Origin of the sequence: Dinoroseobacter sp. S124A, assembly GCF_049801015.1 — a bacterium.
Taxonomy (GTDB): Bacteria; Pseudomonadota; Alphaproteobacteria; order Rhodobacterales; family Rhodobacteraceae; genus Dinoroseobacter.
The window spans coordinates 362,203-375,566 of record NZ_JBNAGD010000005.1 but is presented as its reverse complement, the minus strand read 5'-3'; the positions used below and the strand labels follow the sequence as shown (position 1 = coordinate 375,566).

Below are 13,364 nucleotides of genomic sequence, written 5' to 3'. Positions count from 1 at the left end.
TCAGGCCCGGACCCGATCCGGGCGCAACAGGGTCAGTTCTTTACGACGTCGTCGAGCAGCAGAAAGAAGGACGGCTGCAGGGCGAAGTCCTCCACCCGGTCCGAGGTCACGGCGTTCTGCTTCCAGTTCGCCACAAAGACCCAGGGCGCATCCTGTTGCACGATGGTCTGCATCTCCTGATAGAGCCGGGCGCGTTCCGCCTGATCGGTCGCGGCGCGCGCGGCCTCGAGCAGTTCGTCCACCTTCGGGTTCGAATAATAGCCCGAGTTGAACCCGCCCTGATCCGGGAAAGCGGCCGTGCGCAGGGCGAGGAAGGGCAGCGTGTCCGGATCATTGGTCATCCAGGCCATCTGCGCCATATCCGCCTTGCCTTCGAGACCCGGATTCACATTGCCGAGAAAGGTGTTCCACTCATAGGTCTCGATCTTCACATCGAAGCCGACAGCCTCCAGATCGGCTTGCATGGCCGTGCCCATGGCCACCGGGTCGAGCATGCCCGAGCCGCCTTCGGTGACATAGAATGTAAGCTCTGCCCCCTCGACACCGGCCTCGGCAATCAGGGCCTTCGCCCGCTCCGGATCGTAGGGATAGGGCTCAAGCTCGGGGTTATAGGCCCAGGCAAAGGCGGGCGGCGTCGGGCCCGCAGCGACCTCGGCCGTACCTTCGAGCACATCATTGACGATCGCCTCCTTGTTGATCGCGTAGTTCGCGGCCTGCCGGACGCGGATATCGGCAAAGGGGCCTTCCTTGGCATTCAGAATGAGGAACCAGACATGGGGCCCGGCCTGCTCGTGCACCGTATAGGGGTCGGTCTGGAACTGGCTGAGGGCCACGGGCGGCACCTCCACCATCAGGTCGATCCCACCGGCCAGCATCTCGGCCGTGCGGGTATTGGCATCGGTGATCGGACGGAACACGACCGCCTGCAGCTCCGGCGCGCCATCCCAGTGGTCAGGGTTCGCCTCGACCACAACCGCCTCGTTGGAGCGCCACTCGATGAACTTGAAGGCGCCCGTGCCCGAGGGGTTGCGCCCGAACTCGGCCCCATGCGCCATCACGGCGGCGGGCGAGACGATCAAGCCGGTCGGATAGGCGAGATTGGACAGGAAGGGCGCATAGGGCGCGTTCAGGGTGAACTGGACGGTCATCGGGTCGATCACATCAACGCTCTCGACCGCAGAGAAGAAGAAGGCGAGCGGGAAGGGGCCTGTATCGTGATAGGGGTGGCTTTCGTCGAGCATGCGGTCGAAATTGAATTTCACCGCCTCCGCATCAAAGGCGCTGCCATCGTGAAAGGTCACGCCCTCGCGCAGTTGGAAGGTGTAGACCGTGCCATCCTCGGAGATCGTCCAATCCGTGGCCAGCGCCGGCTCGGTCTCCAGCGTGCCGTCCTTGTAGCGCACCAAGCCGTCATACACATTCATCAGAATGCGGAAATCATTCACCGCCGTGACCGCCGCCGGATCAAGCGCCTTGGGCTCCGCGATCTGGCCGACGATCAGAACGCCGGGCGGCGTTTGCGCAAAAGACCCGGTGGCGGACAGGGCCAGCGCCATGGCCGCGCCTGTCGCGAGGGCGGTTCTGCGGGTGAAGGTAAGTAGGGACATCTTGGCTCCTCTCTGCCGAATTTATCATGATTAATTACATCCAGACAAATTATCATTATAAATTCAAGAAAAATGTCTAAGGTGATGCGCATGACTTTCTCGATTCTCGCGTTCGATCAAAAAACAGGCACATACGGGGCTGCCGCCGCCACGGGCAGTCTTTGCGTCGGGGGATGGGTGCTGCGGGGCAGTCTGGAGGCGGGGCTGGTGGCCAGTCAGGGGACCGCCCCCTCGACGCTCTGGCGGGACGCCGCGCTGGGTGCCATGGCGCAAGGGATGGCGGCGGAAAACGCGGTGAAATCAATCACCCAGGCGGATGAGGGGCGCGCGCATCGTCAGCTCACCACCCTGGATCCGCATGGTGGGACGGGCGCTTTCACCGGTGGGGAAAGTGTCGTCTGGGCAGGACATCTGGCGCAGACCGGCCTTGTCTGTGCGGGCAACATGCTGGCCGGACCTCAAGTGCTCGACGGCTTGCGCAGCGCATATTCCCAGAGCACGCAGCCCATGGCGGATCGCCTGATTTCTGCGCTCCGGGGGGCGGCCCGGGCAGGGGGCGATTCGCGGGGGCTGCTATCGGCGGCGCTGCTGGTTCTGTCGCCGGATGCCCCGCCGCTCGATTTGCGGATCGACCATGACGCGCGGCCGATCGCGGCATTGGCAGAGCTCCTGCGCCTTGCGCGGTCGCGTCCCTATGCGGATTGGCTGCACGAGGTCCCTGTGGCCAGCGACCCCAATCGTGCGCCGAAATCCCTTGCCGCGCCGCAGTCCTAAAAGACGGACCACCCGGTTGCTCGGCTCAACAAGGCGGCGGCTTCGGTCCCCGCCTTGGAGTTGCCATAGGCGTCGAGCCCCGGCGACCAGATCCCGATCGAAGCCCGCCCTGGCGCGATCACCAATATGCCGCCGCCGACCCCCGATTTGCCGGGCAAGCCGACCCGAAAGGCAAACTCTCCGGACCCGTCGTAATGGCCACAGGTCATCATCAGCGCGTTGATCCGGCGGACCCGGTCCTGCGAAATCAGGCGCGGCGCTTGGGGGAGGGCCGCAAGACTGCGCCCGGCCATGGCGAGTTGCCGAACGGTCATCTCTATCGCGCATTGGTGGAAATAGGTGCCAAGGACCCGCTCCGGCTCATCCATCAGGTTGCCATGGCTGTCGAGGTAGTGGGCCAGCGCCTTGTTCCGCGCGCCGGTGGCCTGTTCCGAGCGGGCGACCTCCGCATCGATATGGATCGCGTCATCTTCGGCCAGCGCGCGGACCAGCCCCAGGATCTCGGCAAGGGCGATTTTGGGAGGGCGGCCCCCCAGCAGCGCATCCGTCACCACCAATGCACCCGCATTGACGAAAGGATTGCGCGGGTGGCCCTTCTCACTCTCGAGCAGGACGACGGAATCGAACGAGGTCCCCGAGGGTTCGCGCCCCACGCGTCGCCAGATCTGGTCCCCGATCCGGCCCAGCGTGGCCGTCAGCGCAAAGACCTTCGAGATGCTCTGGATCGAGAACGGAGTGTCCACATCTCCGGCCACATGGCATTGCCCGGCGGCATCGCAGACGGCGATCGCGAATTGCGCAGGGTCGACCTTGGCGAGCTGCGGGATGTATTGCGCGGGCCGGCCCCAATCGGCCCGGGCGCGCAGATCCGCGTCGATCTCGGCGATGATCCCGGAGAGATCAGTCAGGGAGGAACCTCCGGGCAAGGCGGGCCTCCTGATGCTGCATCAGCTCTTCCGCGGCGGCCATATGGGAGGCCATGGTCCGTCGCGCCCCGTCCGGATCGCCCTTGCGCAGGGCTGCGATCAGTTCGAGCTGATGGTGACGGCCGCGCCGCCACAGCTCGTGGTTGGGCATATCGTAGAGCTTTCGGTACACGGTCATCTCGGTCAGCATGCGCACCATGAAGGCGATCATGAAGCCCAAGAGCCGGTTGCCCGCGTACTCGGCCAGCTTGGCGTGGAAGGCCAGCGAGGCGATATGCTCGCGCTTCTCTTCCTCGGGCGATTGCGCCGGGGTCGCGTGGGACCCCACCAGCGCGGTCAGCGCGTCCAGCTGGGCTGCATCCAGCTGCCCTGCCAGCCCGGCCGCCAGTTCCGGTTCCAGCGCCTTGCGCATCTGGTAGATGTCGGCGAGCGAGAGTTCCTGGAAGTAGAAGTAATTGCCCAGCAGCGACAGCGCCCGGTCCTGCGAGACCTCGCCCACGAAACTGCCCCCGCCGGGACCGGTGCGCGTGGCGATGAGGCCCTGCGCCTCCAGAATGCGCAGGGCTTCGCGCACAGTGCCTTTCGAGACCTGAAACAGCGCGATCATCTCTGCCTCATTGGGCAGTTTGTCGCCTTGGTGCAGGTCCCGCTCCACGACCCAGGCCTTGATCTGATCGGCGACCTGAACCGGGCGCGACCGCTTGCCTTTGGGTTTGACCTCTTGTCCGCCGTCCATGCTCACCTCGATTTTCGTCCAGAGATAGACAACCTCGCGCGGTTTGTGTAGCACAAATTTATCATGATAAATAGAGGGTGCCATGCGCTGGGGTGAACTTGCACAAGACCGACTGGCCGAAATCGCCACTTGCAGTCTTCCCGGGCCCGGGGTGACGCGCTTTCCCTTCACACCGGAGCATAGGGCCGCGTTGGAGGTGATGCGCGGCTGGATGAGCCGTGCGGGCCTGTCGTCTCATCTCGATGCCGCAGGAACTCTTGTGGGCCGACAGGACGGGCAGGGGGCATGCGTGCTTCTCGGTTCCCATCAGGACAGCGTGCGCCATGCCGGGCGTTATGACGGGATCATGGGGGTCGCGCTGGCCTGCCTCGCCCTTGAGAAACTGCGCGCGGATGGCATGTCGCTTGCCTATCCGGTTGAGGTTCTGGCCTTCGCGGATGAGGAAGGCGTGCGCTTTCCCACGGCCCTGTTGGGACCGCGCGCCCTGGCGGAGACGGCTGATCCGGGGGTGCTGACCATGGCCGATGAGGAGGGGGAGGTCCTGGGCGCGGCTCTCGACGCCTTTGGCGGTGACCAGCGCGCGGTGCCCGCATTGGCCCGGGATCCGGCGGATATCCGGTGCTATCTCGAGTTGCATATCGAACAGGGGCCGGTGCTCGAGACGCTGGACAGGCCCGTCGGGGTCGTAACCGGGATCTGCGGGATAGAGCGGAACACGGTTCTCTTTCGGGGCGAGACCGGCCATGCGGGCACGGTGCCCATGCTGGGCCGGGCGGATGCGCTGGTCGCGGCAGCGGATTTCATCAGTGCGGTGCATGATCAGGCCCGTCAGACAGCGGATCTGCGCGCGACCATCGGCACCTGCCGGGTGGGGCCGGGCGTGGCAAACGGGATCCCCGATCGGGTAGAGCTCACGCTTGAACTCCGCGCTCCGGAGGATGTGGCCCGCGCGGCGTTTGCCGCGCGCATGCAGGCAGAGGCCGAGCGCTGCGCCATCCGACGCGGCGTGCGCAGTGCGATGACGCGGAGCTATGAGCAACCGGCGGTCCCTTGTGCGCCTGATCTGGTGGCGCGCCTGTCCGAAGCCGTGGCCGCGACCACGGGGCGTGAGGCCACGCGCCTTGCGTCCGGTGCCACCCATGATGCGTCCGCCATGGCGGATCTGTGCGATATCGGCATGCTCTTTGTCAGATGCCGGGGCGGGGTGAGCCACAGGCCAGAGGAATTCGCGAGCGCGGAGGATATGGGCGCGGCCATTGATGTTCTGGCCAGAACGCTGCTGGCTTTCGATCACTGGGCCTGAGGTCGGACATCTCGGCGGATCTGGCAATCAAGGGCAGGTGCCCGAGCGCAATACCGGACCGGCCTGTCCTGTCCGATTGGCGCCAATACTCCGCGCCCCCGAGGGGCGTCGCAGGGGCGCAAGGCCGACCAGCCCCTCGCCCGGCCAAGGCGGGTCAGAGCTGCTTTTCGAAGAACAGATCCGGGTATGGGTCGTCGTTGAACCGCTCGATTTCCACCCAGCCCGTGTTCCGGTATAGGGTCGCGGCTTCGACGAGGGTGCTGTTGGTATCGAGCCGCAGCGTTTTAATGCCCATGTTCCGGGCGGCGTCTTCGGCAGTGCGCATCAGACGCCTTGCCAGCCCGAGCCCGCGTCCGGCGGGCGTGATCCACATGCGCTTGATCTCGGCCACGGGTCCGCCATTGCCCTTGATCCCCACGCAGCCGACCGGCATCTCGCCGATCCGGGCCACGACGAAACTGCCCAGAGGCGGCCGCATCTGCGAGAGTTCCTGAACACCGGAATTGTCCAGATCGAAGGTCAGGTTCAGACGTGCGCTCAGCTCCCGCGCGAAGGCAGACAGGCATGCATTGGCAATGTCGGAGGCATAGTCGGTCTCTTCGAAAATGATCTCGTCGCGGGACAGGGTGATCGTCACCACATCCATCGCATCAAGCAGTCGGCGCGCTTGTTTGTGGCGCGCCAGGATCGTCGCGGCCCGCTCGTTCGAAAGCGTCTCGTAGATGTCGAACTCGGTCTCGCCCGCAGGGGTGAGCGTGGAAATACGGCCTCGGCGGTCGTCCGGGTTGGGCTTGGTCTCGACCAGCCCTTCGGCTTCGAGCCCCCGGAGCAACCGGCTCAGGAGACCGGTGTCGAGTTTGAGCTTCGCGCGCAGATCCGAGACGTTTTCATAGCCGAGACCAATCGCGTTCAAGACACGCGCAGAGCCAAGCGGGCGCCCCCGGTTCAAAAAGGAATCCTCAAGCGCGCCAACTTCGACGGCGACGGAGCGCCCGAAGTTTCGAATACGGGTGATGTCATCTTGGTCCATTTAGCTGACTTTAGTCAGGCAATTCGCGCGTGCAAGAGAAAATTCGGCGCATCCGCGGGGCCGATCCGGGGCGCGGGCCCGTGCCTTGCTCGCTCCGTCCGTGGCTGTCCGCGCCGTGACAAGCAACCCGAAGAATGGGTGGTCTGGCTTAGATCAGCCCCGGCATGGGCGACCGCCCCATCGGAAACAGACGCAGCAAACGCCAGCGGGATTGCCTGCCCTTTGACCTCACCACGGCGGGGTGATCGACCACAGAGGCAAGGCCGCCACCCTCGCGCGTCGGTGGACCGGCTTGGTGCCTGTCGAGCTACCGCAGGACCCCCAGCAGCTCCGTCAGAACAGCATCCGGCCTTTCGAGCTGCGGCAAGTGACCTGCATTCGGGATGGTCGCGAACCCGGCGTCCGGCATGCGCTGGTGCAGAGCCTTGCCTCGGGCGAGCGGTATCCAGGGGTCGTCCTCACCCCACAGGATTGTCACAGGGCATCGCACGGCCCCGAAGAACGGCTCGACCTCTTCCGTAAACCGTTCATCGGCTTGCGCGAACTGGCGATAGAAACTCACCGCCCCCTCCTCGGTGAGCCATGGGGCCACCAAAGCCTCGACATCTTCGGCGGGGAGGTCATTGACCAATGCGCCCTGAATGTAAGCCGCCACCACCGCCTTGTGGATATGCGGCGGCAAACCCTGAAACGCCTCGACATGCCGCCCCACATGATCGAAGAAATTCGATCCCCATGGCCGCATCGCGACGACATTCATGAGCACGTATTTCTCGAAGTCGCAGTCCTGCAGCAGATGCGCCCTGAGCGTCGTGGCGCCGCCGAAATCATGGGCAACGACATGGGGTTTTGCCAATCCCCAATGCCTCAGCATTTCGGCGAAAACCTCACCCTGAACATCGAGGGATGTGCGTTGATCTGGCGCTTTGTGCGACTTGCCATAGCCGGGCATGTCATACCAGTGGACGGTGAAATACCTCGCCAGTTCGGAAATGATGCGGTGCCAGGCGTATGACGACCAAGGCCAGCCATGCGCCAGAACCAGGGCCGGGCCATCCCCGGTACGACCGGCCGCGACCGGGCCCGCTGTCGTCTGGTAGCGCTCGTTCAGGGTCCACTCGGTCATGGATGCCTCTCTGTCTGCTGCCATGAGCTAATCTGAAAAACCGGGTCGATGCGAGAGCGGAGCGGCGGGATCACAGGTGAAACTTGGGTGCGGGTCGCAGACGGCGCATCGGTTCGGGGCGGATCAGTCGCCCTATGGGGCGCGCCCGAGGCTGGCGCGCGTTTGGACAGGTGATTTGGGGCACTGCTGGCCCGGTTCTCCGCAGACCACTCGGAGGCGTTTTGACAGGCGCCGCGACGGATGCGACCTGAGCGGACCCGAGTTTGACCGACGGACCGGGCACGGCCGGCTGATCGCACGCGCGCCAGACCATGGCCGCGTGCAGCCACGCGACGCCCCCAGCCATCAGGCCAGAGCCTGAGGCGGGGCAGCCGAGCCACGTGGTGTCAAATGGATGCCCGCGATCATGCAGCGGACGGACCCGCCTGCCATCTCTATGGTGGGCACCGATAACGGGATCGGGGAAACGACCTGCTCCAACCGTGCGATCTGGTCCGTGGTCAACGCGTCATAGGCGGTCTGAGATAGCGCCAAGAGACGCCCGTCTGCGCCCTGCACTTCGATTGCATTCCCCGCGAAAGCCGCAATCTGGGCGGCGCTCAGGTTGATGATTTCACGGCCCGAGGCCTTGAGCCGTGCGATCACATGATGCCGACGCGCGCTGTCTGTGATCAGCTCGGCCCCCAGCAGGGCGAAATCGGTTCCAATGCACATCAGGACATTCGTGTGGTAAATGCTGACGCCGTTGCCGTCCGTGGCGGGAAAGACCAACGGCTCAAAGTTGAAATGGGTGCAGAACCGTTCCAGCGCGATGGGGTTCGTGCGGTCGGACCCCACCGCGTAGGCCACCCGTTCGATATGGTCGAGGACCATGGCGCCCGTACCCTCGAGATAGAGCCCGTCCATTTCGAGCCCGGAATAGTCGATGACATCCTGCACCCGGTACCGGGTTTTGAGAAACTCGATGATGTCGGGCCGCCGTTCCAGCCGGCGGTTCTCGGCCTTCATCGGGTAGAGGGCCACATGTCCTCCGACATGTGTCGAGAACCAGTTGTTCGGAAACACGCAATCCGGCGTATCAGTGTTCTCGCCTTCGCAGAGATGCACAGTCACGCCGTGATGCTCCAGTTCAGCGACCATCGCGCTGTGTTCTTCATAGGCGCGGCGAGCCATATCGGGACCTGCGGCGCCGATATGGCTTTGGAAGGCGTTGTCCTGCGCGGTTTCGGTGTTCACCGTGAAGCCGTGGGGACGGACCATGACGATGGCGGCCGGGGCCTGAACCGACGGGCGGATCATGCAGCCTCTCCGTGCGCGCGCTGCACCATGCCGAACAAGTCACGGGGATCATCCGGGTCGGCGATCATGTCCAGCTGCGCGTAGAGCCCGCTGTCGGTGAGATGGTCCCGCAAGTAGCGCAGCGCCGAGAAATCCTCGATGGCAAAGCCGACCCCGTCGAACAGCGTGATCTGCCGGTCATCCCTGCGGCCCTGCGCGGCCCCCGTGATGACCTGCCAGATCTCGGTCACGGCGAAGTCGTCGGGCATCTGCTGGATCTCGCCCTCGACCCGGGTTTGCGGCGGGTATTCCACAAACACGTCAGCGCGGCTCAGGATGTCCTTGTGCAATTCCGTCTTGCCGGGGCAGTCCCCGCCAATCGCGTTGATATGCACACCGGCACCCACCATGTTGTCGGTCAGAATGGTGGCATATTGCTTGTCGGCCGTGCAGGTGGTGATGATCTGCGCCCCCTCGATCGCCTCTTGCGCAGTGGCGCAGGCGATCAGCTCGAAGCCCTGCGTCTCTAGATTTGCGATCGTTTTGCGGGTTGCGGCGGGATCGATGTCATAGAGCCGGAGCCTGTTTACACCGCAAATCGCGCGAAAGGCGATCGCCTGAAACTCCGATTGCGCGCCATTGCCGATCAGCGCCATGGTCTCGGCGGATCCGGGGGCCAGGTGCCGCGCGACCATGGCCGAGGTCGCCGCCGTGCGCAACGCGGTCAGCACCGTCATCTCCGAGAGCAGAACCGGATAACCCGTATCGACCTCCGCCAGAAGCCCGAAGGCTGTGACGGTCTGCAATCCCTCCGCCGCGTTCTTGGGGTGGCCGTTCACATATTTGAAGCCATAGACCGCACCATCCGAGGTCGGCATCAACTCGATGACACCCACCTCGGAATGCGAGGCCACGCGCGGCGTCTTGTCAAAGAGCTCCCACCGGCGGAAGTCGTCTTCGATATAGTCAGCCATGCCGGACATCATCTCTTCGAGCCCGATCCGGTGGATCAGGGACATGATGTTTGCAACGCTGACGAATGGGACAAGTGCACGTCTGGACGGGGCGGGGGGCAATATGGCGGACCTCGAAACTGTTCTGTGGCCCTGTTATCGACCCTGATAATTGCAGTTCAAATGCTCAACAGAATAGATTTCTGTCCATGAATCGTACAATTTGTATGGCACCAGACTGCAAAATGAGGGGTCCGCATGTCCAAGCGTGGGGCGAGCAAACATGTCTTCGACGATCATGATCGCACGCTCATCGGGCTGCTGCGCCACGATGGGCGCGCGCCGGTGTCCAAGTTGGCAGAGATCATGGGGGTCACCCGGGGCACGGTCCAAACCCGGTTGGACAGGCTGCTGGCATCGGGGGCCTTGCTGGGCTTCACGGCCCGCGTTCGCGAGGATTACGGCCCCGGTCAGATCCGGGCGATCATGATGATCGAGGTCGTGGGCCGCAACACCACGCAGGTGATCAACAAGCTGCGGCGCTTGCCTGAGCTGACGGCCATTCACACAACCAGCGGCAAATGGGATCTGATTACTGAGATCCTTGTGGATGATCTTGCCGAGTTCGATCGGGTTCTGCGGGAGGTTCGCGTTGTCGATGGCGTCTTGAACAGCGAGACGAGCATCCTTCTGTCGACCATCTGACACGCGCGGCCTGGACCGAAGTGTCTATTGCGTCTTCGACGCATGGGCTGGTCTTGTCCACAGCGTGGCAGGACCCGTGGCGTGTGCCCGGTGCAGGTGGGACCTTCCCCTGCCACGTTGTCATGCGCGCGCGTCCCCCCCCCGGGTGCAGAGCCACATTCTGCCCACGCAGAGGGCATGGCACCCCCTGACGCGCGTGTGGGCGGTCGCAGAATGACGGCTTCTGGCGCGGACGTTTCGTTGTTAGTTTCGCCGGTACATGAGCGCAGCAGCCCCCTCCTTCTCGACGGTCTCCAGCCAGTTCATCCAGGACTGGCTTGTCGGCCTTCGGGCGATCTGTGCCGAGGATGACTATCGTTCCTTGCTGGAGCGATCCGGCTTGCCCGTGGAAGCTGGCCCCGCCCAGGGGCGGGTCACCCTTGATCAGATCGTGCGCCTGTACCAGTTGGCGGCGGTCGAGACCGGGGACGAGATGATGGGCCTCTGGTCCCGCCCGATCCGAGCGCGCGCTTTGCAGCATCTGCTGACCACGCTGCGCGAGTCCACATCGCTCGCCTCGGCGCTCTATCGCTTTTCCACCTTCTGGAATCTGCTGCTGGATGACTACCAGTTCGACCTGAGCGAGGAGGCCGAGACCTATGCCCTGCGCCTCATCCCCCAGACCGACGCGCCCGCCCAGCGTTTCGGCCACATGCTGATCCTGAAACTTGCGCATGGCATCCTGTCCTGGCTGGCCCGGCAGGAGGTGCCGCTGGCGGGGGTCGCCTTCGCCTTTGAGCCCCCGTCCTTTGAAGAGGATTACGCTGTCATCTTCCCGGCGCCGATCAGGTTCTCGGCCCCCGCAACCACGATCCGCGTGCCCACGAAAGCGCTCGGCCCGGTTCAGATCCGCAGTTCCGATGATCTGGACCGCTTTCTCGAGAACGCGCCCCGCGACTGGATCTTCACGCGCTCGCAGGAGCATACGCAATCGCTGCGGGTGCGGGCCTATCTGACCGAGGTCCCGTGGGAGGCGGCGCATCTGGGGGCAGCCGCCAATGCCTTGCACATGACCCCGCGCACATTGATCCGCAGGCTCGAGGCCGATGGCACCTCCTTTCAGGCGATCAAGGATGGGCTGCGCCGGGACATCGCCATCCGGCGACTTCAGCTGGAGGAGGCGAGTATCGAAGCGATTGCCCAGGATGTCGGGTTTTCATCGGCGGCCAGCTTTCACAAGGCGTTCCACCGCTGGACCGGGGCCACGCCCAGTTCTTACCGGCGGCGATGATGGCGAGCACCTGATCTGTCACTTTTGGACAATGACCTGTCACTCTGTGAGATGGCCTGAATGGCTTCAGGGCAGATATAAGACGGGAAATCACAACGCGCCGTGTCTGTTCGATCTGTTCTGCCAACCCTTGTTGGCGAATTCGGATATGTGCGGCCATGTCCAAGGATCTCGCCCATGTCAGCCAAACTCGACGCCATCCTCGCCGCAGCCCGCGATCACGCGCGCGATGTCATCACACCGAATGTGGCAACCTGGAACGCCGAGAGAGCCTGGCCGCGCGCCGCCTCTGACAAAGCCGGGGCTGCGGGTCTGACCGGGCTTTATGCGCCCGAAGCGTGGGGCGGGCAGGGCCTGCCCTTGGCCGAGGGCATTCAGGTCTATGAACAGTTGGGGCTGGGCGACGGGGCCTATGCCTTTGCCTTGTCGATGCACAATATCTGTACCTTCGCGGCATGCGGTTACGGGACCGAGGCATTCAAGGAGGCATGGGCGCGTGACCTGACCTCTGGCCGCAAGCTGGCGAATTTCGCTCTGACGGAGCCGCAATCCGGCTCTGACCCCATGACGATGTATACCAGAGCCACCATCAACGGCGATGGCACCTGGACGATCCGTGGGGCGAAAGCCTGGGTCAGTCTGGCGACCGAGGCTGACATCTACTTCACCGTGGTCAAAACCAGCGACGCCCCCGGTCACAAGGACATGGCCATGATCGCCATTCCCGCCGACGCCCCGGGGATCAGCTTTGGCCCGCTCTATGACACGCCCTCCTATCGTTTCCTGCCGATGTCCGAGATGTATCTCGACGAGGTCGTGGTCAGTGAAGACAACATCATCCTGCCGATCGGTCAGGGGCTGCAAGGCGGGCTCATGGCGATCGATATCGCGCGGGTCTCCATCGCGTCGGGGTGTTGTGGGCTGATGCAGTCGGCGCTGGACACTGCGCTGTCCTATTCCAAGAACCGCAAGATGTTCGGGGGAAAGACTCTCGATCTCGACGGGATCCAGTGGATGCTGGGCGAGGTCGCGACCGATCTGGAGGCCTCCAGGCTGCTCTATCGCAAAGCCGCCGAGGCCCTGGGCACACCCGAAGGCCCCCTGATGGCTGCCCATGCCAAACGTTTCGTGCCCGATGCCGCGGTGAAGGCGGCAAACACCTGTACACAGGTGCTGGGCGGCATGGGTCTGCTGCAACCTTATGGTCTGGACCGTCTGTCCCGGCTCGCGCAGATGCTTCGGATCGTGGACGGAACGACCGAGGTCAGTCGCGTCGTCATCGGGCGCGCCCTGAAAAAGCGGGCCGCAGGCCTGCCGGATCTGCCTGTGCCGAAGGGTTTCGGCGAGACCGACGGGCCGGAGGCCGTTGCCGCGGAGTAACGCGGAGCGATCCGTCTGGCGACGACCGGGGCGCGAGAAGCGGCTGGCCCGGCGGCGAGGTCACTCCCCGGACCTGTAGTCCCCTGGCCATTGATGACGATCCGAAGGGCCATGAGACAATAGCTGGGGAGGCTACACCGCCAGTGTCTGTCCCCCCTTGATGCCTGCGCAGGGCGTCATGGTCCGAAATCCCCCGCGCGGCGCTTCAGAGATGCGCTGCGCGCTTTCCCGCAGGACGAGCTTGCCCAAAGCAGTGCAGCGCTCCGTTCGATGGCG

12 protein-coding genes are annotated in these 13,364 nt (G+C 64.1%); 5 read left to right on the top strand and 7 right to left on the bottom strand.

The window, feature by feature from the left end; translation table 11 throughout:
• Positions 1-32 precede the first annotated feature (32 nt).
• Positions 33-1,607 (bottom strand): ABC transporter substrate-binding protein, encoded by a 1,575-nt coding sequence (locus ACP15I_RS14865; RefSeq protein WP_424975696.1) that lies wholly within the window; start codon positions 1,605-1,607, stop codon positions 33-35.
• Positions 1,608-1,697: 90 nt separating this feature from the next.
• Between ACP15I_RS14865 and ACP15I_RS14860 the strand changes: the two genes are divergently transcribed.
• A complete protein-coding gene (locus ACP15I_RS14860) occupies positions 1,698-2,381 on the top strand; it encodes a DUF1028 domain-containing protein (RefSeq protein WP_424975695.1) in 684 nt (227 codons plus the stop codon).
• Here the strand turns inward: ACP15I_RS14860 and ACP15I_RS14855 are convergent.
• Both ACP15I_RS14855 and ACP15I_RS14850 read right to left on the bottom strand, forming a co-directional pair.
• Complete coding sequence (locus ACP15I_RS14855; RefSeq protein ID WP_424975694.1) at positions 2,378-3,307, bottom strand: glutaminase; 930 nt, start codon at positions 3,305-3,307, stop codon at positions 2,378-2,380. The genes ACP15I_RS14860 and ACP15I_RS14855 overlap by 4 nt on opposite strands.
• The gene (locus ACP15I_RS14850; protein WP_424975693.1) at positions 3,282-4,097 is read right to left on the bottom strand and encodes a FadR/GntR family transcriptional regulator; all 816 of its coding nucleotides are present in this window, start codon (positions 4,095-4,097) and stop codon (positions 3,282-3,284) included. Before ACP15I_RS14850 ends, ACP15I_RS14855 begins: the two co-directional genes overlap by 26 nt.
• Positions 4,098-4,125: 28 nt before the next feature.
• Between ACP15I_RS14850 and ACP15I_RS14845 the strand changes: the two genes are divergently transcribed.
• Entirely contained in the window at positions 4,126-5,346 is a 1,221-nt protein-coding gene (locus ACP15I_RS14845) for a M20 family metallo-hydrolase (RefSeq protein ID WP_424965313.1), read from the top strand.
• Between the two features lie 154 nt (positions 5,347-5,500).
• Here the strand turns inward: ACP15I_RS14845 and ACP15I_RS14840 are convergent, their stop codons facing one another.
• The 4 genes from ACP15I_RS14840 to ACP15I_RS14825 form a co-directional block, all read right to left on the bottom strand.
• Positions 5,501-6,376, bottom strand: a complete 876-nt coding sequence (locus ACP15I_RS14840; RefSeq protein ID WP_424965312.1) for a GNAT family N-acetyltransferase — start codon at positions 6,374-6,376, stop codon at positions 5,501-5,503.
• 307 nt (positions 6,377-6,683) lie between these two features.
• Positions 6,684-7,502: an alpha/beta fold hydrolase gene (locus ACP15I_RS14835; RefSeq protein ID WP_424965311.1), complete on the bottom strand. Its 819-nt coding sequence runs from the start codon at positions 7,500-7,502 to the stop codon at positions 6,684-6,686.
• A gap of 345 nt (positions 7,503-7,847) precedes the next feature.
• Positions 7,848-8,801 (bottom strand): citrulline utilization hydrolase CtlX, encoded by a 954-nt coding sequence (gene ctlX, locus ACP15I_RS14830; protein WP_424975692.1) that lies wholly within the window; start codon positions 8,799-8,801, stop codon positions 7,848-7,850.
• Positions 8,798-9,856, bottom strand: coding sequence for an ornithine cyclodeaminase (locus ACP15I_RS14825; RefSeq protein WP_424975691.1), 1,059 nt, complete (start codon positions 9,854-9,856; stop codon positions 8,798-8,800). The genes ctlX and ACP15I_RS14825 overlap by 4 nt, the downstream gene beginning before the upstream one ends.
• A 135-nt stretch (positions 9,857-9,991) precedes the next feature.
• On the opposite strand from ACP15I_RS14825, the gene ACP15I_RS14820 reads away from it, so the two are divergent.
• From ACP15I_RS14820 to ACP15I_RS14810, 3 genes are all read left to right on the top strand, one after another.
• A complete protein-coding gene (locus ACP15I_RS14820; RefSeq protein WP_424975690.1) occupies positions 9,992-10,438 on the top strand; it encodes an Lrp/AsnC family transcriptional regulator in 447 nt (148 codons plus the stop codon).
• A 259-nt stretch (positions 10,439-10,697) separates the two neighbouring features.
• Positions 10,698-11,708, top strand: a complete 1,011-nt coding sequence (locus ACP15I_RS14815) for an AraC family transcriptional regulator ligand-binding domain-containing protein (protein WP_424975689.1) — start codon at positions 10,698-10,700, stop codon at positions 11,706-11,708.
• A 177-nt stretch (positions 11,709-11,885) separates the two neighbouring features.
• A complete protein-coding gene (locus tag ACP15I_RS14810) occupies positions 11,886-13,088 on the top strand; it encodes an acyl-CoA dehydrogenase family protein (protein ID WP_424975688.1) in 1,203 nt (400 codons plus the stop codon).
• Positions 13,089-13,364 lie beyond the last annotated feature (276 nt).